General features: G+C 50.3%; 19 protein-coding genes and 1 pseudogene. 9 read left to right on the top strand and 11 right to left on the bottom strand.

The genetic code is table 11. The annotated features are described in order from the left end of the window. Positions 1-43: 43 nt before the first annotated feature. The 3 genes from ACY430_RS02880 to ACY430_RS02870 are packed head-to-tail and all read right to left on the bottom strand — an operon-like array spanning position 44 to position 4,364. Positions 44-2,299: an FtsK/SpoIIIE family DNA translocase gene (locus ACY430_RS02880; RefSeq protein ID WP_462137385.1), complete on the bottom strand. Its 2,256-nt coding sequence runs from the start codon at positions 2,297-2,299 to the stop codon at positions 44-46. Then, a complete protein-coding gene (locus ACY430_RS02875) occupies positions 2,296-3,777 on the bottom strand; it encodes an NADH-quinone oxidoreductase subunit N (RefSeq protein ID WP_462137384.1) in 1,482 nt (493 codons plus the stop codon). The genes ACY430_RS02880 and ACY430_RS02875 overlap by 4 nt, the downstream gene beginning before the upstream one ends. Positions 3,778-3,824: 47 nt before the next feature. Then, positions 3,825-4,364, bottom strand: a complete 540-nt coding sequence (locus ACY430_RS02870; RefSeq protein WP_462137383.1) for a TlpA family protein disulfide reductase — start codon at positions 4,362-4,364, stop codon at positions 3,825-3,827. Between the two features lie 53 nt (positions 4,365-4,417). Between ACY430_RS02870 and ACY430_RS02865 the strand changes: the two genes are divergently transcribed. After that, positions 4,418-6,604 (top strand): bifunctional alpha,alpha-trehalose-phosphate synthase (UDP-forming)/trehalose-phosphatase, encoded by a 2,187-nt coding sequence (locus tag ACY430_RS02865; protein ID WP_462137382.1) that lies wholly within the window; start codon positions 4,418-4,420, stop codon positions 6,602-6,604. Next, on the top strand, positions 6,601-7,086 hold the full coding sequence (locus ACY430_RS02860) for a SixA phosphatase family protein (protein ID WP_462137381.1): 486 nt from the start codon (positions 6,601-6,603) through the stop codon (positions 7,084-7,086). Before ACY430_RS02865 ends, ACY430_RS02860 begins: the two co-directional genes overlap by 4 nt. 2 nt (positions 7,087-7,088) lie before the next feature. On the opposite strand, the gene ACY430_RS02855 is transcribed toward ACY430_RS02860, so the two are convergent. From ACY430_RS02855 to ACY430_RS02820, 8 genes and pseudogenes are all read right to left on the bottom strand, one after another. Then, positions 7,089-8,348, bottom strand: coding sequence for a DNA methyltransferase (locus ACY430_RS02855; protein WP_462137380.1), 1,260 nt, complete (start codon positions 8,346-8,348; stop codon positions 7,089-7,091). Between the two features lie 176 nt (positions 8,349-8,524). After that, positions 8,525-9,172, bottom strand: a complete 648-nt coding sequence (locus ACY430_RS02850) for an HAD family hydrolase (protein ID WP_462137379.1) — start codon at positions 9,170-9,172, stop codon at positions 8,525-8,527. Between the two features lie 20 nt (positions 9,173-9,192). Then, positions 9,193-10,458, bottom strand: a pseudogene (locus ACY430_RS02845) (malic enzyme-like NAD(P)-binding protein); the annotation flags it as partial. Positions 10,459-10,481: 23 nt separating this feature from the next. Next, entirely contained in the window at positions 10,482-10,799 is a 318-nt protein-coding gene (locus tag ACY430_RS02840) for an FmdB family zinc ribbon protein (RefSeq protein ID WP_462137378.1), read from the bottom strand. Between the two features lie 82 nt (positions 10,800-10,881). Then, complete coding sequence (locus tag ACY430_RS02835) at positions 10,882-11,628, bottom strand: cytochrome c biogenesis CcdA family protein (RefSeq protein ID WP_462137377.1); 747 nt, start codon at positions 11,626-11,628, stop codon at positions 10,882-10,884. Beyond that, positions 11,625-12,242, bottom strand: a complete 618-nt coding sequence (locus ACY430_RS02830) for a TIGR04282 family arsenosugar biosynthesis glycosyltransferase (protein WP_462137376.1) — start codon at positions 12,240-12,242, stop codon at positions 11,625-11,627. Before ACY430_RS02830 ends, ACY430_RS02835 begins: the two co-directional genes overlap by 4 nt. Further along, positions 12,243-13,238, bottom strand: coding sequence for an arsenosugar biosynthesis radical SAM (seleno)protein ArsS (arsS, locus tag ACY430_RS02825; RefSeq protein WP_462137375.1), 996 nt, complete (start codon positions 13,236-13,238; stop codon positions 12,243-12,245). It abuts the gene before it with no gap. A 15-nt stretch (positions 13,239-13,253) separates the two neighbouring features. Next, positions 13,254-13,589: an arsenosugar biosynthesis-associated peroxidase-like protein gene (locus ACY430_RS02820; RefSeq protein WP_462137374.1), complete on the bottom strand. Its 336-nt coding sequence runs from the start codon at positions 13,587-13,589 to the stop codon at positions 13,254-13,256. Positions 13,590-13,642: 53 nt separating this feature from the next. Here ACY430_RS02820 and ACY430_RS02815 point away from each other — a divergent pair, with 53 nt between their 5' ends. The 7 genes from ACY430_RS02815 to ACY430_RS02785 are packed head-to-tail and all read left to right on the top strand — an operon-like array spanning position 13,643 to position 20,691. Next, positions 13,643-14,320: an HAD family hydrolase gene (locus tag ACY430_RS02815; protein ID WP_462137373.1), complete on the top strand. Its 678-nt coding sequence runs from the start codon at positions 13,643-13,645 to the stop codon at positions 14,318-14,320. Between the two features lie 33 nt (positions 14,321-14,353). After that, complete coding sequence (gmk, locus tag ACY430_RS02810) at positions 14,354-14,953, top strand: guanylate kinase (RefSeq protein WP_462137372.1); 600 nt, start codon at positions 14,354-14,356, stop codon at positions 14,951-14,953. A 29-nt stretch (positions 14,954-14,982) separates the two neighbouring features. Then, the gene (locus ACY430_RS02805; RefSeq protein ID WP_462137371.1) at positions 14,983-17,139 is read left to right on the top strand and encodes a RelA/SpoT family protein; all 2,157 of its coding nucleotides are present in this window, start codon (positions 14,983-14,985) and stop codon (positions 17,137-17,139) included. Between the two features lie 47 nt (positions 17,140-17,186). Beyond that, positions 17,187-17,900 (top strand): signal peptidase I, encoded by a 714-nt coding sequence (gene lepB, locus ACY430_RS02800; protein WP_462137370.1) that lies wholly within the window; start codon positions 17,187-17,189, stop codon positions 17,898-17,900. Next, positions 17,897-18,472: a bifunctional pyr operon transcriptional regulator/uracil phosphoribosyltransferase PyrR gene (pyrR, locus tag ACY430_RS02795; protein ID WP_462137369.1), complete on the top strand. Its 576-nt coding sequence runs from the start codon at positions 17,897-17,899 to the stop codon at positions 18,470-18,472. The genes lepB and pyrR overlap by 4 nt, the downstream gene beginning before the upstream one ends. Positions 18,473-18,475: 3 nt before the next feature. After that, on the top strand, positions 18,476-19,417 hold the full coding sequence (locus ACY430_RS02790; RefSeq protein WP_462137368.1) for an aspartate carbamoyltransferase catalytic subunit: 942 nt from the start codon (positions 18,476-18,478) through the stop codon (positions 19,415-19,417). After that, positions 19,414-20,691, top strand: coding sequence for a dihydroorotase (locus ACY430_RS02785; RefSeq protein ID WP_462137367.1), 1,278 nt, complete (start codon positions 19,414-19,416; stop codon positions 20,689-20,691). The genes ACY430_RS02790 and ACY430_RS02785 overlap by 4 nt, the downstream gene beginning before the upstream one ends.

The following is a 20,691-nucleotide window of genomic DNA, read 5'->3' as shown; positions in this document are numbered from 1 at the left end:
GAGAAAACCGGAACAGAACGGGGCGTGGCGATTGCCGGGGTTTTTACTGTTCCTCACTTGGCAGATTGACATCTCTCGCTTTTCCCGCTCCCTGATGCTCGCCGACAATCCCCTCTCTTTCCATCTGTTCAACAATTGTTGCGGCGCGGTTGTAGCCGATTTTCAGGCGGCGCTGAAGCATTGAGATTGAAACCTGCCCTTCCGCTCTGACCACTTCAAGCGCCTGTTCATACATATCGTCCCGCTCTCCGTCTCCGCCGCCGTTTTCCGATTGTTCGGGTTTGTTGATGACTTCGGCGATTTTTTCATCAAACACGGGACCGCCTTGCGATTTCAGAAACTTAACGATTTTTTCCCTTTCGTCGTCTGTTATAAGCGCACCCTGAATTCTTTCAAGCGAAACGGCTCCGGGTTTGAGGAAAAGCATGTCTCCTTTGCCGAGCAAACTTTCCGCTCCGGGCGCGTCAAGCACTATGTTTGAGTTGATTCTTGAGGAGACGAGGAAGGATATTCTCGCCGGTATGTTCGCTTTTAAAAGCCCCGAAACCACATCGGCGGACGGGCGCTGAGTTGCGACCACAAGGTGAATACCCGCCGCGCGCGCCTTTTGGGCAATCCTGATTATTGCCCCCTGCGTGTCGTTCGTGCCGGACATTACCAAATCGCCGAGTTCGTCTATCACAATGACAATGTAGGGCAAAATTTTCGCCGAGTCCGCGCCTTCTTCGCCCTCTATTTTCGCATTGTAGGAATCTATGCTTCTCACGCCTTTCCCGGACAGAAGCGAGTATCTGTTTTCCATCTCTCCAACCGCCCATTTGAGCGCGGCGGACGCTTTTCGCGGCTCGGTTACAATCGGGTGAAGCAGGTGCGGTATGCCTTCGTATATGGAAAATTCAAGCATTTTAGGGTCTATCATAAGAAGACGCAGGCGGTCGGGGCCGGCTTTGTAGAACATGCTTGCGAGCAGGGAGTTCATAAGCACGCTTTTTCCCGAACCGGTTGTTCCCGCTATCATCAAGTGCGGCGCGGTGGCAAGGTCAGTGTAATAGGGCGTGCCCGATATGTCTTTTCCAACCGCAATTGTCAGCGGGCCGCTTTTGGCAAACTTCTGATTTTCAATCAACTCCCTGAGGCAGACCGTTTCCCTCACCTGATTCGGAACCTCAATGCCGACCACATCCCTGCCCGGAATAGGCGATATAATTCTCACTTTTAGAGCGCTCAAACTCATGGCCAAATCGTTGCTGAGAGATGCGATTTTACCGACCCTGACATTGGGCGCGGGTTTGTATTCAAACATGGTGATTACCGGTCCCGGCTTGATTTCCGTCACCTTGCCCTCAATGCCGAACCCTTGAAGTTTTTCCTCAATCAGGCGCGCGTTTGCATACGCGGCTTCCTGGTCAATGTTGGCTTGAACACCTGCGGGTTTGTCAAGAAGATCAATCGGAGGCAGATTGAAACTCCTTTGCGGTTTTTGCTCTTCCGCGCTTTTGTCAGGCACGATTTTCAACGGCGGTTTTTCCGGTTCCTTTTCCGTTACAACAATTTTCGGCGGAGTTTCATCCTTCTTTTCCCCGCACGGCGGCGATTCAGGCGGAGCGGGAGAGGGCCCGGTCTTTACGGGCGGTTTTTCGCGCGCGGAAGGTTTTGCTTTCTCCCCGCGTTTTTTCACGGTTTTAACGATGAAGGAAAACAGGGCTTTTGACGCGGCGCGCGCGCTCATAAACAGCGGAACGCAGAACTTCAAAACCGCAACCGCTCCGGCGCCGAGCAGTTTTACCACTTTGAAAAACGCGGTCGCGACCGCGACCAGATTTGTTTCCAAAAGAAAAATCAGGCATCCCGCCATAACCGTAACCGCGACTATGTATGAGCCAAAAGAGCCGATGCTGTCATCGGTGAAATTCAGAATCAGCGCACCCAGATTTCCTCCCGCGCCGACAATGGTCAGGTGGTTCAAAAAGACTCCTTCAAGAGCAAGCGCGGCAAACAGAGCGGACGAAACAAGCAGTCCGGCAAAAGCGCCCGTTCGCTGCGCACCGTTCGCAAGGTCCATTTTGGACAGCATGAAACGCGCACTGAAATAGAAGAAACCCGCCGGAATAAGATATGAACTGATTCCGAAAACGGTTCCGAGAATTTTTGATATGAACTTTCCAATCCATCCGACCGCTCCACCGCCGAGTGGAGACAGCGAGCCGCCCATCACGAGGCTCACGGCGATAATCGCGCCGAAGAGAAAAAGCGCGATTGCCGCCACCTGATTTCCAAATCCGCCGTTATTTTTTGTCATTTTCCAATCAGCGCCTGTGCCGCGGAATCAATAAAACCAGCGTTCGGATAGATAGGGAAAACTCCCAGCAGCACCACCGCCGCGCAGAGAACCGCAATGGCAAAAACCGATTCAGGTTCAAGCCTCCATTCTCCCGTCTGCTGTTTGGATATGGGTCTCATAAAAGCAAATACCAGCACTTTCAAATAGTAATAAGCGGAAACAACGCTGTTTACCAGCGCGATTATAACAAGCCAGTGAAGTCCCTCGAGCGCGGCGGGGGCAAAAACCTTGTATTTGGCGAAAAATCCGATTGTGGGCGGTATTCCCGCGAGGGAAAACATAAAGACCGCGAGCGCAACCGCGAGCGCGGGGTTTGTTTTCCAAAGCCCCGAAATATCGCTGAAAGTCTGCCGTTCATCGCCGTCTCTGCCGAGCAGTGAAATAATGCCAAACGCGCCCAGCGTCATTATTGCGTAGGCGTACATATAGTAGAAAATGCCCGATAATCCGTCCACATTTTCGCCTGAAACCCAGGCGGCGATTCCGACAAGCGCGTAGCCCGCGTGCGCGATGCTTGAATAGGCAAGCATTCTTTTTATGTTTTTCTGCGCGATTGCCGCCACATTACCGACAACCATTGTTAGAACCGCGACAACGGTGATTATTCCCTCAAATCCCCATGCCCCGGAGTTTCCTATTTCAACGGCGAAGCGGGAAAAAACGGCAAACGCCGCAACCTTCACGCCCACGGACATAAAAGTGGTCGCCGGCATCGGCGCGCCGTGATACACATCGGGAACCCACTGATGAAACGGCGCGGCTCCGATTTTGAAAATAAATCCCGCAAGAACAAGCGCGGCTCCGGTTATGAGCATCGGGTTTGAAGGCGCGTTTGAAAATGCGGCTCCGATTTCCGCGAGGGAAAGTGTTCCCGTCGCTCCGTAGAGAAGCGCTATGCCGAGCAGCAAAACCGCCGAGGCAAACCCTCCGGTTATGAGGTATTTGAATCCCGCTTCGGCGGATGAAACAATGTTTCGCGAAAACCCCGAAAGTGCGTAAACGCAAATTGACATCGTCTCAAACGCAACGAAAAACGCCACAAACTCAACTGATTCAACCATAAACATCATTCCCGCCGTGCAGAAAACCACGAGCGCCAGAAACTCGCGCAATTTTTCGTGGTCGCGTATATACGGTTTGGCGAAAAAGGTTGCCGCTATGGCGTTGAATAGAAGGACACCGTTGAAATAGCCCGCGAACGGGTCAAGCGTGAGTGAGCCGGAAAATACGCTCGCGGTGGAGTCAAATCTTTCAAGGTTGAAGTAGAAAGCAACAACGCATGCCAACCGGACAAGGTTTCCGGGTATTGAGTGGAGGTGTTTTCCGGCAGTCTTTTTGAGTATGGGACCCGAAACAATCAGCACAAGCCCGACAAAACAAAGGATAAGTTCGGGAATTGTCAGCGATGCGCTCTGAAGCAGTTGATTGAAAGTCATTTTAAGGGAAGGGGACGGGAGGATTTTTTACGGAAAAACTTGCCATGTCAATTTTGCTTCATCGTAACGGACGCGAGGATTTTTGATATTTCCGTGTAAGTGGCCGGTCCCGTGATTTTATCCCATATTTTTCCGTCCGGGCTGATAAAGAAAGTTTCCGGCACGCCCGCCACTCCATAGTCAATATGTACGGTTTTTTCAGGATCGTAGGCGTTTTGATAGGCGATGTTGTGCTTCGCCGCGAACTCTATCGCGTCTTCAAAGTCATCCATCACGTTAATTCCTATGAAAACAACCCCGCCGCCGTATTTTTTTTCGGCTCTGTTCAAGTCCGCCGCTTCGTCCGCGCACGGAAGACACCACGAAGCCCAGAAATTGAGCACCATGGGCTTGCCGGCAAAATCGCTCAATTCAAGCGTCTTTCCGTTAAATGTTGTGAGTGAAAAAGCGGGTGCGGCACGCCCGACAAGCGGCGATTCAGGCCAGTTTCCGCGCTCCTGCGAAAAGCGCTTGTTGAAAGACCATACAATCAAAACAGCAACAATCGCGATAACAGCCGCAGCGAGCATTCTCTTTATTATTCTCATGGCGGTTGCGAAGGTGTATTATACTCAAAAACAACTTCTCCCGTTTCCGTTTGATGACCGCAAAGATAATAACAGTTTCAAACCGTCTTCCGGTTTCCGTCAGTCCGGCGGAGAGGGGAGGATTTTCACTTAAACGCAATGTCGGCGGTGTTGCCACGGGGCTTGGCGGCGCGGGTTCCGGAAAACAAGGGGTTTGGGTCGGCTGGCCCGGCGATTCATCATTTTTGAACACAAAAGACAAGCGCGGGTTGGAGCGCTCTCTCGCGGAAAAAAATCTGTCGCCGATTTTTTTGACTAACGGCGAAACGGACGGCTACTACAACGGCTTCTGCAATTCCACAATCTGGCCCCTTTTTCACTATTTTCCGCAGTTCGCCGAATACGGCGGGCGCGACTACGAAACCTACCGCAAAGTAAATGAAAAATTTGCCCGCGCAGTCGTTTCAGTCGCGGGCGCGCGCGACACAATCTGGGTTCACGACTACCATTTGATGCTTCTTCCGCTTCTGCTCAGGAAGCGCCTTCCGGATGCGGAAATAGGTTTTTTTCTGCACACGCCTTTTCCGGCATCCGATGTTTTCCGCCTTATTCCGGGCTGTTCCGAGATTCTTGACGGCTTGCTTGGCGCAGATTTAATCGGTTTTCACACTTTTGACTATGTGCGCAATTTTACCGAAACCGTGAGAAGGGTGAAAAGGATTGACAACTCCCTCGGTGTTTTTTCGGTCGGCGACCGTCTTGTAAAAGCGGACATGTTTCCAATGGGTGTGGATGTGCGCAGGTTTTCCGCCGCGTGCCGCACTGCAGCGGTCAAAAACAACGTAAAGAGAAAAAAGAATCTTTTCCCCGGCAACTGCCGCATAATTCTTTCAATAGACCGGCTGGACTACACAAAAGGCATAGAGAAACGGCTTGAAGCGTACGATCTTTTTTTGAAGAAAAACCCTTCGTGGCGGGGCAGGGCGGTGCTTTTACTGATTGCCGTTCCTTCGCGCACCGAAGTGGAACTCTACGAAAAACTGCGCTCGAAAATTGAGCGTATGGTCAGCGAAATAAACGGCAAATGGGGAACTCTCAAATGGGAGCCGGTGAAATATCTTTACCGTTCATTCAATTTTCAGGGAATGGTTTCGCTCTATTCTCTTGCCGATGTTCTTTTCATAACGCCCGCGCGGGATGGAATGAACCTTATCGCGAAAGAGTATGTTGCATCGCGTCCGGACGGGCGCGGAGCGCTTATCTTGAGCGAAATGGCCGGAACTTCGCGTGAACTCGGCGAGGCATTTATCGTCAATCCAAACAACCTTTCAACGGTGTCGGACGCTTTGCTGTCCGCGCTTGAAATGCCCGCCGCGGAGCGCAAACGCAACATGGACGCGATGAGGAAGCGGCTCACGCGCTATGACCTCGCGCGCTGGAAAACCGATTTTCTTGACCGCCTGCGGGAGCAAAAGCGGCGGCAGTCCGCGATGTCATCAAGGATTCTTTCAAAAAACGCGTCTAACGAGATTGTCAAAAAATTTCGCACGAGCCGCAAGTGCATAGTTCTTACCGATTATGACGGCACACTTGTTCCGTTTACGGAAAACCCCGAAGACGCCAAACCGGATGCGGAAATCAAGAAACATCTGCGGGCAATCGCTTCAAACCCGCTTGCCAAGCTTGTGATTGTGAGCGGCAGAGATAGAAAAACCCTTTCAAAATGGCTTGGAAACTGCGCGGATGCGATTGTTGCCGAGCATGGCGCGTGGATAAAAGACGGTGGTAAATGGGAGCGCGGGGTGTTTGTTAAAACCGAGTGGAAAAAAGAGGTTTCGCTGATTCTTGAAATTTTCACGGACAGAACTCCCGGCTCATTCGTGGAGGAGAAAGACTACTCTCTGGCGTGGCATTACAGAAAGGCCGACCCTTCTCTCGCGGCGGTCAGAACGGGTGAGCTCAACGAGGCGCTTGCGAACGCCGTACAAAATCTTGATGTTCAAGTTATGCAAGGCAACAAAGTTATAGAGGTCAGGCATTTCGCCATAAACAAAGGCGCGTCAATCCGCCGCTGGTTCGCGGGTAAGTGGGACTGCATTGTTGCGATGGGAGACGATGTGACAGATGAAGATATGTTTTCAGAACTTCCGGCGGATGCGTATTCAATTAAAATCGGCTCCGGTCCGAGCAAGGCAAAGTTTTATGCTCCGTCTGTTGAGCACGCGAGGAAATTAATTGAAAAACTTGCGCGAATTAAATGAAAACGCTTTTTCTAATCAGGCACGCAAAGTCAGACCGCAGACAGAAAGTCGCGGATTTTGAGCGTCCGCTCAATGAGCGCGGACTGTCAGACGCTTCGAAAATGGGTGAGCGTTTGAAAGGGAAAGATGCGCATTTTGACGCCGTTTATTCAAGCCCGGCGAGAAGGGCGTTTGACACGGCGAAACTTGTAACGCAGTCCGCCGGCTTTCAGTCCGAAAAGATTATTACGGACGAAAGGTTTTACACTTTTAATTCCGCCTATCTTTTGAAAGCGATTGAATCGGTGATAGACGAGAGGTTTCAGGCGGTTGCGGTTTTCTGCCACAATTTCGCGATAACCGATTTGGCAAACATTCTGACCGGCGAGGCGATTGATAATGTTCCCGCCTGCGGAATTGCCCATATTGAAACGGACGCGGATTTGTGGGCGAACATCGCAAACGGCAATGGAAAGTTGATTGATTTTTATTTTCCGGAGTAGGGTTAGGGGTGTTTTGCGTATTCCGCATTTATTTCTTTGAGACGCGCTTTTGCCTGTGCCATTGTGCGATTTCCGCCTTTAACGCTGTTGCAGTGTCCGCATAGAAGTTGTTTGTTGTAGTCCTTGTTCGCTCCACCCTGAATTGTCGGAGTTATGTGGTCAATGGTTAGATTGACATACGGGAAATGCGTTACGCACAAATTACAAACTCCTCTTTGCTTTCCGTAAAGAATTGTTTTTATGTCCTTGCTGTCGGTCGCTTCGTTTGAATGCCGGGGAATATCCGTACGATGTATGAAATTGCTAAACAGGCCCTCTCTTTTCATTCTGATATTGATTAGTTCAACTGCTTTCTCGGACAAATCTATGCCTATCCATTTGCGGGCAATTCGCATTGCGGCAATCGGGGTTGTTGCACAACCGCAAAACGGGTCAAGTACGATGTCTCCTTCATTACTTGACGCGAGGATTATCCGTTCCAAAAGAGCGAGTGGTTTTTGTGTCGGGTAGCCAGTGCGTTCTTTTGCTTGGGAATTAAGAATCGGTATGTCCCATACTGAACCTATTTTGACTTGATTTTTTGTGCTATCTACAATTTTGTATCCTTCTATTCGCAAACTATCAGATGTAGCATTAAATTTTTCCCAGTTATAAACCAGAACTTTTTTTCTGTCATGTCTTACATCGTAAGGTTTGTCTCTACGCCTTTCTATGTACTGTTCATTGAAACAATTTTTCTTTGTGCTTGAGGAGTAAAACAAAATTACATCGTGCATTTTGGCAAACTGTCTTTTTGAAACACGAGAAAATCGATGGTAAGACCATATGATTTCATTGCGAAAATTCTGTTCTCCAAAGATTGCGTCCATAACAAGTTTTAAGCTATGGCTCATTGTAGTGTCGCAGTGTAGATAAATACTCCCCGTAAGTTTCAGTATCCGATGCATTTCAAGCAAGCGGATAGCCATAACGGTCAAATACGCTTTGTCTCTGTCTCCGTTAACGGCTCCAATTCCTTCTATCAGATTTGATAACGCCTGATTTTGCTTTGCGATTTCCCCGATTTCTTCCTCTTTGATGTCGTCAAGAGTCCACCAGTCTTTGAAAGCGGCTCCGGCGGCTTCACTTCCAATAGGGGCTTTGAAATCTTTGTTTTTGTTAAACGGCGGGTCTAAATAAATCAGGTCAACGGACTCATCGTCCATTCCCCGCATAATCGGCAGGTTATCGCCGGTGAACAGTGTGTAAGGTTCAACGCCCATTTGACACACAGCCCGATTGTCTGAACAAGGTGCCGGGCCTTGTTCACCTTCTTCACCAGAGGTTTGAAAGTTCTGTTTATTTCCCGCGAGGGTCTTGTATTCACAGAGACCCGACTTTGCGGGTTTCTAATGAAAAAGGTGAACAGCGGAGAGTGTATTGAGGCGTGGGGGTTATGTCAACGCGCGAGAATCACCGCTTCGGTTTCGCCTATGTTTTCGCAAATCGCATCGCAAATTTCAAACTCTTTGGCGTTGAGGCGTTTGTCGGGAATGGCGATACAGAACATTCCGGCGGAGACGGCGGACTGTGCGCCTTTCGGGGAGTCTTCAACCGCCGCGCATTCGGACGGACCAACGCCCATTTCCGCCGCCGCGAGCAGATAGATGTCCGGCGCGGGCTTGCCGTTTTTTATGCAGTCTCCCGACACAACGGCGTCAAAAAGTCCGCGAATTGAAAACTTTTCAAGCACAAAGGAAATTGCTTTCATCGGAGAACTTGATGCGAGCGCGGTTTTAATTCCCCGCTCTCTCAAACCGTTAATAAGCGGTTTCACGCCGTCAAACATCGTCAGTTTCTGTGAATAAATCTCAAGCAAAAGATTTATTCGCTTTTCCATCAACTCTTCGGGCGAGCAGTCCAGACCGAACTCGGCGATAATCAGTTTTGATGAGTCAACCTGACTCAAACCCACAACGTTGTCTCTGAAATCGGGGTCGTATTCCGCGCCCATTGATTTGAGAAGTTTGGTTTCCGTTTCTTCCCAAAGGGGTTCGCTGTCTATCAGCACCCCGTCCATGTCAAAGATGACGGCGCGAAAACTCAAAGTTGGTCTTGGACTTTATCTTCAAGCGACTGCTTGTATTTTTTGACGTCTATTTTAATCCGTGCCACGCCGGTTTTGATTGCGGCTTCGGCAACTGCGGCGGATTCCCACGGCAACACGCGGGGGTCAAAGGGCTTTGGCACAATGTAATCGGGTGAAAACTCAATCGGGTCTCCGCCGTATGCCTTGATAACGCTTTTCGGAACCGGCTCTTTTGCGAGAGCGGCGAGAGCTTCCACGGCGGCAATTTTCATTTCTTCATTTATTGACTTCGCCCTCACATCAAGCGCGCCGCGGAAAATGAACGGAAATCCCAGAACGTTATTGACCTGATTGGGGTAGTCCGATCTCCCCGTTGCCATAATCACATCGTCTTTTCTCGCGCTTGTGGCGTCTTCGTAGGAAATTTCGGGGTCGGGGTTTGCCATCGCGAAAATTATGGGGTTGCTGTCCATGCTTCTAACCATGTCCTGACTGACCGCGCCTCCGTTTGAAAGACCCACAAAGCACTGCGCTCCCTTCATCGCGTCTTCAACGGTTCTGTGTTTGGTGTCTGCGGCGAACATCTCTTTTTGCGGATTCATTCCCTCGCCGCGCCCTTTGTATATGACGCCCCGGCTGTCGCACATTATAATGTTTCCCCTTTTCGCGCCCAGAGAGATGAACAGTTCCGCACACGCAATTGCGGACGCTCCCGCGCCGTTGAAAACCATCGTCAAATCTTCAAGTTTTTTGCCTGAAAGTTCACACGCATTCAAAAGACCCGCGCCCGAAATAATCGCCGTTCCGTGCTGGTCATCGTGAAAAACCGGAATGTTCATCCGCTTTTTGAGTTCGGTTTCAATTTTGAAACACTCCGGCGCCTTGATGTCTTCAAGATTGATTCCACCGAAGGTCGGCTCAAGACTTTCCACAATATCAATGAATTGGTCGGCGTCGGAGCAGTTGATGTTAATGTCGTAGGCGTCAATGTCTGCGAATCTTTTGAAAAGAACGCCTTTGCCTTCCATAACCGGCTTGCCCGCGAGCGCGCCGATATTTCCGAGCCCCAGAACGGCGGTTCCGTTTGAAATTACGCCGACGAGATTCCCTTTGTTTGTATATTCGTAAGCGGTGTCAGGGTCTTTTTCGATTTCTCTGCACGGCTCCGCCACACCGGGCGAGTAGGCAAGAGACAAATCCCACTGAGTCGCGCACGGCTTTGACGGAACAACTTCAAGTTTCCCTTTTCTTCCCCGTTTGTGGTATTCAAGCGCGGATTTTTTTAAATCTTTTTCTTTTGCCATTTTAATCTCTTAAATAAAAGTTTTCAGCCACAACCGCAAGCGCCCGAAGAGCAACCGCATCCGCCGCCCGAAGCCGTTTCGTTTCCGCCTTCAGAACCGGTTGCTTCAGAACCGGTTGCTTCAGAGCCGGTTGCTTCAGAGCCGACTGTTTCAGAGCGGGTGGGGTCGGTGGGAGATGCCGGGGAAGTTCCAAAACCTTTGAATCCGAAACCGAATGAGGAAAGAAGGCGTTTGACCTTTTTTGTTCCACATCTTTCGCACTTTACGACATCGTTATTGTCGAGATGGAGAAACTCAAAAGTGTCGCCGCATTTTGAGCATTCGTATTCATAACAAGGCATAAAACCAACCTCCCGGGTGCGGAGAACCTTTCCAATATTATGGCAAGACAAGGCCTTAGTCAAATAAGCACAGGTGCGCGGTTCAAATTTTTGTCCAGAAGTCAATACCCAGAAAATCAAACAGTTTCCGCCCGTACACATTCACATAGAACAAAAAGTCAGCCGCAATAAGAAAACCCATACCGACCATGAGCGTACCCACGACATATTTGTAAACGGGATAGTATTTTTTCCCAATGGATGACACGGCGCGCCACCGTGAAAAAATCAACCCGGCGGCAACAAACGGCATTCCAAGTCCGCCTGAATAGGCAAGCAGAAGCGCGAACCCCCGCACGGGATCCTGATACGAAGCCGCATAGGACAAAATCGCCGCAAGCATGGGCCCTATGCACGGCACCCACCCAAACGCAAAAGCGCAACCGAGCAGAAATACGTAAACGGGTCCGCCTCTTTGAGTTTGGAAGCGCAGGGTTTTTTCACTCCGGAGCGCCGGAATTTTTACAATGTCCATTGTAATCAGTCCCAGAACCATAATCAGCGCGCCTGACACGGTCGCGAGAATCGCTCTGTTTTCGGACAGGAACGAGCCAAGAAATGACGCCGATGTTCCCATAAGCGAAAAAACGAACGCGAAACCGGCGACAAAAAGAACGGTCGGGACAAGCAGCGAAAATTTTCCGGACGGCATTTCAGTTTTGCCGTTTCTCATGGTCAGCGCGGACAGATATCCGGGAACAAGTGGGAAAATGCACGGAGACAGAAATGACGCGACTCCCGACAAAAACGCGAGCGCAAAAGCGGGTTCAAGCGGAGATGCTCCGGTCATTCAGCCGTCCGCCCGTTCAATTTTTCCATAACTTGCGGATTGAGGTCGTCCGCGCAATCTATGTCGCGCAAGGTTTTCAGAACGCTCACATTGAGGCGCAGTTTTCGCGCTTTTTCAAGTGTTTGAGCCATAACCCTGTCCGTGCTCCAATCTATGCCGCTGAAAAGTTCGGCGCGGTTTGTTTTGAGCCCTATGAGGTAGTAGCCGCCGTCTTCGCAGGGCCCGATGACCGCGTCCGCGGTGTCCAGCCGCTCAAATGAGTCCGTGATTGTTTCCGCCGTTATGTCAACACAATCGGTTCCAATGACGACCACTTTGAGGTTTCCCGCCGACACGCGGTCATCAATCGCGTTTGATATTTTTTCGCCAAGCGTTTCTCCCTTTTGTGCGACAAAATCCGTTGCCCGCCCGCTGAGCCAACGGACGATTTCATTTTTCATTTCCGGCGGGTCGTAAAACACGCAAAACGAATGTTTTTCTCCGATGTTTTTCATAACCGTTTCCGCCATAGACGCATAAATTTCCGCGGCGCGCCCGTTTCCGATGTCTTTTGCCATTCGGGTTTTTACTTTTCCCGGCGTGGGGTGTTTAAGAAAGACCGCAACGGTGTTCATTCAAGCGGTTTCCCCTCCACAACTGCTTCCCGTTCCGGCGGTGCACCCGAAGCAGTGGCTTCCGAAGATTATGCCGCGACCCGCTATCTCTTTCAGCGATGAGTTGAAAACGGTCGCCTTATCTCCGTTTTCGCGCGTAACAGACATACTCAGCATCTGGTTGAAGTCACAGTCGTAAAGAGCTCCTTCGTGGTCAACGCTTATCATGTTTCTGCACATAACCCCTTCAGCGGCGGCGGGGTTGAATGCGGAGATGAGTTTGTCCATATAGTCCGCGTATTTCTTTTCCCTGATTAAATACTGGCGAAACCTGTTAATCGGCATATTCGTTATGCAGTAGAGGTTATTGAACTCTATGCCGTGTTTCGCCCGCAGTTTTTCTTTGAAGGTTTTTTCCAGATCGTTCTGGTCAGCCGGAAGGTAGTCGCCGGGCGGATTGTAGGCAAAATCAAGAATAAGCCCGCTCTTGTCTTTTCCGTATCCCCGCTTATTGAGCATCAGTGCGGCTTTAACGCTTTTTTCAAACACGCCTTTGCCTCTCTGCTTGTCCGTAAAATACTCTTCGTAGTGCGGAAGGGACGATGCCACATCCACCCCGTGCCGCGCAAAAAAATCGGGCAGATACTCTTTGCTCTCGCCCGTAACCGGATTTCCGTCAATCGTAACCGTTAGGTTGTGGCGCACAATCACGCGTTTTTTCATTTCCGCCGCGCGCTCAACAATATAGTCAAAATGCGGATTAAGTTCGGGCGCTCCGCCCGTGATGTCAAGCGTTTCCACCGTGTCTTCGGCGAGAATTTCAAGACAGCGATTGGCGGTTTTTAAATCCATCTGCTCGGTTCGCTTCGGCGAAGCGTCAACATGGCAGTGAACGCACGTCTGATTGCACAGTTTTGTTATGTTGATTTGCAGGGTTTTCAGCGAAAGCGGGGAGAGGTCAATATCCCTTTCTCTGATGAAATCACCGAAGTTTTTTTCTACCGTGTTTTTGCGCATTTCCGGGGTTTTTCTTCAAAGAGCGCCGTTTTTCTTCATCGTGCTTCGCATCTGAACGGCGTGAATTAAATCAATTCCCGCATCCATTGAAGCCGCCACATGAACCGCTTCGGTCATTTCTTCGGGACCCGCGCCGGTTTCAATGCACCTGTTCGTGTAGGCGTCTATGCAGTATGGGCACTGTTTTGAGTGTGCCACGGCGAGCGCGATGAGCGCTTTTTCGCGTTTGGTCAGAGAGCCGTCTTCTTGCGTGGCGGCGTTGTAATAGTCAAAAAATTTATCCATCAAATCTTTCGCAAAACCTCCGACTTCGGCGAATTTTTTTAAGTCTTCGGGTTTGTAATAACTCATAGAAAACCTCTCGGTTGAAATATCCTTTATAGTATCACAGCAAGAGGCGCGCAATGGCAAGGGCTGTGATATTTGATTTTGACGGCGTTATCGCCGACACCGAAAAAGTCCATCTGGATGCTTTCAGAAAACTCCTCGCGCCCGAAGGGATTGAGATTCCGGAAGACGATTATTTTGAAAAGTATCTCGCCCTTGATGACAAAAACTTTTTCGCGACACTGCTTCGGGAAAATGGCAAAAACGCAAGTGCGGAGAAGGTGTCGGATTTTGTGAAAAAAAAATCGCTCATCGCCTCTACAATGCTTGAAAAATGCGCTTTTTTTGAAGGCGCTCTTGACCTTGTAAAATCGCTCACGGCGGCGGAATTTCCTCTCGCCATAGCGTCCGGCGCTTTGAGAGAGGAGATTGAGGCGGTTCTCGTTCGCGGCGGTGTTACCGACTGTTTTTCTTTTATCGCGAGCGCGGAGGATTGTGAAAAATGCAAGCCCGACCCCGAAATTTTCATTCGCGCTCTTGGAGGTTTGAACGCATCGGGCGTGCTTTCCCCGGCCGCCGCCGCGCGGGAGTGTGTTGCCATAGAGGATTCTCCGCACGGAGTCACGGCGGCAAAAGCGGCGGGAATGAAATGCGTGGCGGTTACCAATTCGCACCGCGCCGAAGCGCTTTTGAGTGCGGATTTTATCGTGCGCTCTCTGCGTGAAATTGACGCGGACAAAATCGCCTCTTTTTAAGTTTTACGCCGTTTAAGATATAATTCCCGCGCGATGATATTTGTAATTTCAGGACCGTCTGCAAGCGGCAAAACGACTCTGGTAAAACATGTGAGAGACGTTATGCCGGAGATTGATTTTTCAATTTCCTGCACAACGCGTCCGCGCCGCCCCGAAGACGCGGGCGATGCGCGGGACTACGATTTTGTTGACAACAACACATTTGACCAGCGCATAAACGACGGCTATTTCGCCGAATGGGAAGAGGTTCACGGCAACCGTTACGGAACGCCGTGGAACCAAATCAAAAAAGCGTCCGACACGGCGGGCGGGGAAACGGATGTGGTTCTTGATGTGGATGTCAAAGGTGCGCGCAATATCAAGGAAAGATTTTCCGAAGCGGTTCTGTTTTTTGTTGTTCCGCCGAGCATTGAAGTGCTCAGAGAGCGCCTTGAAAAAAGAAATACCGAAACCGACACAAGCATAAACAAACGGCTTGTTTCCCTCAAAGATGAGCTTTCGCTCATCCATCAATACGACTATGTGATTGTGAACAGCAAACTTGGCGAGGCGCGGAAAGAAATTGAAACCGCAATAGAGATATTCAGAACACGAAAAGACAGAATAGACCGCATCAAAGCCGCCTATTTGTAGTAGGGAATGTGTTTTAAAGGGAGCGCGGTATGATAAGACTTAATGACATTCTTGACGAAGCCGGCGCGTCCGGTTCGCTTTCTGAATCGGACATCGGCCTTATAAAAAAGGCGTATGTGTATTCCGCGAAAGTTCACGCGGGGCAAAAAAGGGTTTCGGGCGAACCGTATTTGAGCCATCCGCTTGAGGTTTCCCTCATTCTCGCAAAGCTGGGGCTTGACGCAAACACAATCGCGACAGGGCTTCTGCATGACACCGTTGAAGACACGCTCGCGACCCCTAAAGACATAAACCGTATGTTCGGCGATAAAATCTCCGGCCTCGTGGACGGCGCAACAAAGGTTAGCAAACTTTCCTATTCAAGTGATCAGGAGAGGCAGGTGGAGAATTTCAGAAAACTCATTCTCGCGACCGCAAAAGATGTGCGCGTGGTTTTAATAAAACTCGCCGACCGACTTCACAACATGAGGACGCTTGAGTTTCTTCCTCCCGAAAGACGAAGAAAAATCGCCAAAGAAACACTTGAGATATACGCTCCGCTCGCCCGGCGGCTTGGAATAGGGTGGCTCGCTTCGGAGATTGAAGACCTTTCATTCAAGTTTCTCAATCCGCGTGAATACGCCAAGATTGAGCAAAAACTCAAAAAAGGCGGCAAACGCCGCGCGCGCAAAATCAAGGAAACAACCGTAAAACTTGAAAAACGCCTGCACGAAGAGGGAATGAAATGCGAAGTGTCGGGCAGGGTGAAAAACTTTTACAGCATTTACGGCAAAATGAAGTGGCAGAATATGGAGTTGGACGAGCTTCATGACATCATCGCCTTCAGAGTTGTAACGGAATCCAAAAGCGACTGCTATGTTGTTCTCGGTGAGATTCACAGCTTGTGGAATCCCGTTCCCGGAAGAATGAAGGACTACATCGCGCTTCCGAAAAGCAACGGCTATCAGTCAATTCACACAACGGTGATTTCGTCAGACGGAGACCAGATGGAGATTCAGATACGAACGCGGCTCATGCACGAATTCGCGGAAAAGGGAATCGCCGCTCACTGGATTTACAAGAAAAATGAAGTCGCCGGAGCGGCGACTGAAATCCCGCGTCAGTTTTCAAGAATCGGCGACCTTGCCGAAGACAGCAACGACGCGCGTCCGGCGGAATTTCTGAATTCGCTCAAAGCCGAACTTGAGTCGAGCGTGATTTACGTTTACACGCCCAAAGCCGAACTCATTGAGCTTCCGGTCGGCTCAACCCCGATAGATTTTGCCTACCGCATCCATACAAACATCGGAAACAAGTGCGACAAGGCGGTTATTAACAGGAAATCAGTTCCTTTGGACACGCCTCTCAAAACCGGAGATGTTGTTGAAATAAAGGTTTCAACAAAGGTGAGTCCGTCCGAAGAGTGGCTTTCCATTGTGATTACGCCACAGGCTAAAAACAGAATACGAAAGCATCTGTCTGCGGTGCGCAGGGATAAGTCTCTGGATATTGGCAGGGCGATATGCGAAAGGCGTCTCGCGGCGGCGGGCAAAAATTTGAACTCAATGATAAAGCTGGGCGAGATTTTAAAACCGCTTAAAAAACTTGGCTTTTCAAACCCCGATGATTTTTTCCGAATGGTCGGTTTCGGGCGCGTTTCGGCTACTGATTTGCAGAAACTTATTGACCCCGGCTCGGAAATCGCGCCGGAAAAAATGGGGCGCATAGAGAGGATTCTTGACAAAGTTGCCGATCCCGAAAGCAGAAAGATGATTCTGGTCGGTAAAGAAAAAGTGATGACGCGTTTTTCAATCTGCTGCCTTCCTGTTCCCGGCGAGCCAATTATCGGACATATAACGCGCGGCAGCGGTGTGGTTGTTCATTCGTCCGTCTGCGGCATGTGCGAAGACGGCACCGGCGAGACGGATGTGGAGGTGGAGTGGCGCAAAGATTTCAGAGGAAAGGCGACCACGGGGATTTCCGTAACCTGCCGGGACAAAGATGAAGTCCTTTCCTCCGTTGACAAAACCATAGACGATTTGGGCGTCAAAACAGTGATGAAGCAGACGGGAAGATTCAAAGAGGGCAAAAAATACAGTTTTCTTCTGAAGGTGAAAAACATAAAGCATCTTGAGGAAATTGTTGATTCCCTTTCAATGCTTGAAGGGGTTGTTTCCGTGGAAAGGTGCGGCAGGTCATTTGAATAGTTTTCGCACCGCGTCTATAATATGAGCCAATTTTCAAGCGGTTATATATGTTCGGCTTTTTCGGCAACGGCTCCGGGACTCCCAAGTCAGTTTTAAGACAGAACCTTGAATCAATTTTTCTTGCCATTCTTCTCGCGCTTTGCGTTAGGGCGTTTATCGTTCAGCCTTTCAAAATCCCGTCATCTTCAATGGAGCCCACTCTTCTGGTCGGCGACTACATCATAGTGAAAAAGTTCGCTTACGGAACGCGGATTCCGTTTACGGACAATGCCATTTTCAAAGGCGGCGAAATCAAAAGAGGCGACATTGTGGTTTTCAAAAAACCGCAGGGTCCCGGTAAAACAAAAAAGACTTATTTCATCAAAAGGGTTGTCGCCATGGGCAACGATGTTGTCCGCATACAGGGCAGAAACATTTACGTTAACCGGTCGGGGATTCCGCAGTCATATGTGGGGCCGTATGACGCCGTACCGATGGAAAAATATATTCAGAAGTTCGGAGACAAGGACGTTACCGTTATCTACGAAAAAGGGCGCTATTCCACACACAAGGGCGACATCATTTATCCGTTCACCGTGCCCGCCGGGCATGTTTTTCTTATGGGAGACAATCGCGACAACAGCCGCGACAGCCGTTTCTGGGGAGCGATTGCCGAAAAAGATGTTGTTGGCAAAGCGGTAATAATTCACTGGTCGTGGAGATTTGAAAACTCACTCATTCCCGAAATCAGATGGGAGAGGATTTTTTCGGGGATTGAATGATGATACGGCACGGCGGCAAAATTCTGGAAACTGTTATGGACTCACAAGCGCTTAACGGTGCCGTGGAGGAAACCGCGCGGCGAATTGCGAAAGACTCCGCGCGCGGCGGGTTTTGCGTTGTCGGTATAAAGACTATGGGCGAGGTGGTCGCGCGGCAAATGGCGCGGTTTTTATCCGCACTAACCGGCAAACCCGCGCCTCTGGGCGTTCTTGATATAACTCTTTACCGCGATGACATTGGGAGGGGCAATCTGCCTCAGGCGTGCGCCAACGAGATGCCTTTCAGCGTTGACGCGATGGATGTGGTTATTGTTGATGACGTAATTTCCACCGGCAGAACCGCGCGCGCGGCGATAGAGTCCGTAATGGATTACGGAAGACCCTCGCGCATACGGCTCGCGGTTATCGCGGACAGAGGGAACAGGGAGTTTCCCATTCAGCCGGACTACTGCTCGGTTAAGGTCAATCCCGGAAAGAAGCACAGGGTGACCGTTATGATTGGCGGCAAAAAACCGGATGAGGACGGCGTTTTTATCTGTGAAAACAAAGAGGCGCGGAAGAGGGCGAAGTAAGCGATGAAAAAGTTTGAAAGAAAGGATTTGACGGGAATTGCGGACCTCACGGCGGCGGAAATCAATCTGATTCTGGACACCGCCTTTTCAATGAAAGAAGCCACCGGGAGAAAAATCAAAAAAGTTCCGGTTTTGAAAGGGATCACAATCGCCAACTTGTTTTTTGAGCCCAGCACGCGTACCAGGGCGTCTTTTGAAATCGCTGAAAAACGGCTCAGCGCCGATGTTCTGAACTTTACCGTGTCGCAGAGCAGCGTTGCGAAGGGCGAAAACCTTTTGGACACGGTGAAAAATCTTGAAGCCATGGGAGCGGAAGTGATAATAATCAGGCACCCGATGTCCGGTGCGCCGCAGATTCTGGCTCAGCAGACGGGCATATCAATTGTTAACGCCGGAGACGGTTCAAATGAGCATCCCAGCCAGGCTCTTCTTGATCTTATGACCATTAAACAGGCGAGGGGGCGCATAAAAGGCGTCAGGGTTTTAATCGTCGGAGATGTTCTCAACAGCAGGGTCGCACGGTCAAACATACACGCGCTTTTGAAACTCGGCGCCAAGGTCGCGGTCGCGGGCCCGTGTTCAATGATTCCCGTGCATTTTGCCGAAATGGGAGTTGAGATTTTCCATTCCATTGAAGATGCCCTGCCCGGCGCGGACGTTGTCATAATGCTCAGAGTGCAGACGGAAAGGGACAGCAACCGTTACTTTCCGTCCATAAGGGAATATTTCAAATTTTTCGGACTCACAAAAGAGCGCGTCAAACTTGCGCCTCCGGGGTTGACCGTTATGCACCCGGGTCCCCTCAACAGAGGGGTCGAGATAACATCTGAAGTTGCCTACGGGGACGGCTCAGTGGTTCTGGATCAGGTGGCGAACGGCATATCGGTCAGAATGTCTATACTGTATTTGCTGTGCTCAAGAAAAGTGGCGGAGGCTCCGGCATGAAGATACTTATCAAAGGCGGAAGGATAATTGACCCCTCATCGGGGAAGAACTCAACGGGTGATCTGTTTATTGAAAGCGGCGTAATATCAAAACTTCCCGCCCGCGCGAAAAAACCTTCCGGTGTAAAGGAGATAGACGCGCGCGGAATGGTTGTGGCTCCGGGGCTTGTTGATATGCATGTTCATCTGCGCGAGCCCGGTTTTGAGCACAAGGAAACCATTAAGACCGGCACGGAAAGCGCAGTTGCCGGAGGATTTACCGCAGTCGCGTGCATGCCCAACACGAACCCCGTCAATGACAACGCCACCGTTACCGAATACATACTTATGAAAGCCCGAACGGAGGGCGCGGCGCGTGTTTTCCCCATCGGGGCTATTACCAGAAATGAAGAAGGGAAAATAATCGCAAACATCGGGGAGATGAGTGAATCCGGTTGCGTGGCAATTTCAGATGACGGAATGCCGGTTGTGGATTCCGCCATTATGAGGCGTGCAATGGAATATACCCGCCCGTTCGGAATACCGGTTATTTCACACTCCGAAGACCTTTCCCTTTCGGACGGCGGCGTTATGAACGAAGGGTATGTCTCAAACATTATGGGGCTGAGGGGAATCCCTCCGGAATCCGAAGAGATAGGCATGGCCAGAGATATAATTCTGTGCCGCCTTACGGGCACGCCGCTTCACATAGCGCATGTTTCAACCGCAGGCGCGGTCGCGGTCATAAAGGCGGCGAAGAAAAACGGCATCAAAGTAACCGCCGAAGCCACACCACACCATTTTACTCTTTCGGATAAAGCGGTTGAGGGCTATGACACGAACGCGAAAATGAATCCGCCCCTGCGCTCGGAAAAAGACGTTAAAGCCGTCAGAAAAGGGCTCGCGGACGGAACCATAGACGCCATCGCGACTGACCACGCCCCTCACTCCGAGGATGAAAAAAATGTTGAGTTTGACAAGGCTCCATTCGGCATCGTGGGGCTTGAAACCGCGCTTCCGCTTTCGTTGCGCCTTGTTGAGGAGGGCGTTTTGACAATTGATGAGATGATAGCAAAAATGTCAACCGTTCCCGCATCCATACTGAAAACCGGCGGCGGAACCCTTAAAATGGGAGCGCCGGCGGATGTTGTCATCTTTGACCCGAACAAGCGGTTCGCTCTGGACACAAACGCTTTTCGCTCAAAAAGTAAAAACTCGCCGTTCGGAGGGTGGAAGATGAAAGGTGTTGTAAGGCACACCATTGTTGGCGGGCGGATAAAGTTTTTACAACGGTAA

This window comes from Candidatus Mycalebacterium sp. (genome assembly GCF_977828045.1).
Note: the sequence above shows the minus strand (reverse complement) of the source record. Positions and strands in the feature narration are given on the sequence as shown.

Excerpts from the sequence above, each read along its gene's own strand:
- ACY430_RS02785 (WP_462137367.1), top strand. The coding sequence starts at position 19,414 with ATGAAGATACTTATCAAAGGCGGAAGGATAATTGACCCCTCATCGGGG.
- ACY430_RS02865 (WP_462137382.1), top strand. The coding sequence starts at position 4,418 with ATGACCGCAAAGATAATAACAGTTTCAAACCGTCTTCCGGTTTCCGTC.
- gmk (WP_462137372.1), top strand. The coding sequence starts at position 14,354 with ATGATATTTGTAATTTCAGGACCGTCTGCAAGCGGCAAAACGACTCTG.
- ACY430_RS02870 (WP_462137383.1), bottom strand. The coding sequence starts at position 4,364 with ATGAGAATAATAAAGAGAATGCTCGCTGCGGCTGTTATCGCGATTGTT.
- ACY430_RS02835 (WP_462137377.1), bottom strand. The coding sequence starts at position 11,628 with ATGACCGGAGCATCTCCGCTTGAACCCGCTTTTGCGCTCGCGTTTTTG.
- ACY430_RS02790 (WP_462137368.1), top strand. The coding sequence starts at position 18,476 with ATGAAAAAGTTTGAAAGAAAGGATTTGACGGGAATTGCGGACCTCACG.
- ACY430_RS02820 (WP_462137374.1), bottom strand. The coding sequence starts at position 13,589 with ATGAGTTATTACAAACCCGAAGACTTAAAAAAATTCGCCGAAGTCGGA.
- ACY430_RS02860 (WP_462137381.1), top strand. The coding sequence starts at position 6,601 with ATGAAAACGCTTTTTCTAATCAGGCACGCAAAGTCAGACCGCAGACAG.
- lepB (WP_462137370.1), top strand. The coding sequence starts at position 17,187 with ATGTTCGGCTTTTTCGGCAACGGCTCCGGGACTCCCAAGTCAGTTTTA.
- ACY430_RS02815 (WP_462137373.1), top strand. The coding sequence starts at position 13,643 with ATGGCAAGGGCTGTGATATTTGATTTTGACGGCGTTATCGCCGACACC.
- ACY430_RS02855 (WP_462137380.1), bottom strand. The coding sequence starts at position 8,348 with ATGGGCGTTGAACCTTACACACTGTTCACCGGCGATAACCTGCCGATT.
- ACY430_RS02805 (WP_462137371.1), top strand. The coding sequence starts at position 14,983 with ATGATAAGACTTAATGACATTCTTGACGAAGCCGGCGCGTCCGGTTCG.
- ACY430_RS02880 (WP_462137385.1), bottom strand. The coding sequence starts at position 2,299 with ATGACAAAAAATAACGGCGGATTTGGAAATCAGGTGGCGGCAATCGCG.
- ACY430_RS02840 (WP_462137378.1), bottom strand. The coding sequence starts at position 10,799 with ATGCCTTGTTATGAATACGAATGCTCAAAATGCGGCGACACTTTTGAG.
- pyrR (WP_462137369.1), top strand. The coding sequence starts at position 17,897 with ATGATGATACGGCACGGCGGCAAAATTCTGGAAACTGTTATGGACTCA.
- arsS (WP_462137375.1), bottom strand. The coding sequence starts at position 13,238 with ATGCGCAAAAACACGGTAGAAAAAAACTTCGGTGATTTCATCAGAGAA.
- ACY430_RS02875 (WP_462137384.1), bottom strand. The coding sequence starts at position 3,777 with ATGACTTTCAATCAACTGCTTCAGAGCGCATCGCTGACAATTCCCGAA.
- ACY430_RS02830 (WP_462137376.1), bottom strand. The coding sequence starts at position 12,242 with ATGAACACCGTTGCGGTCTTTCTTAAACACCCCACGCCGGGAAAAGTA.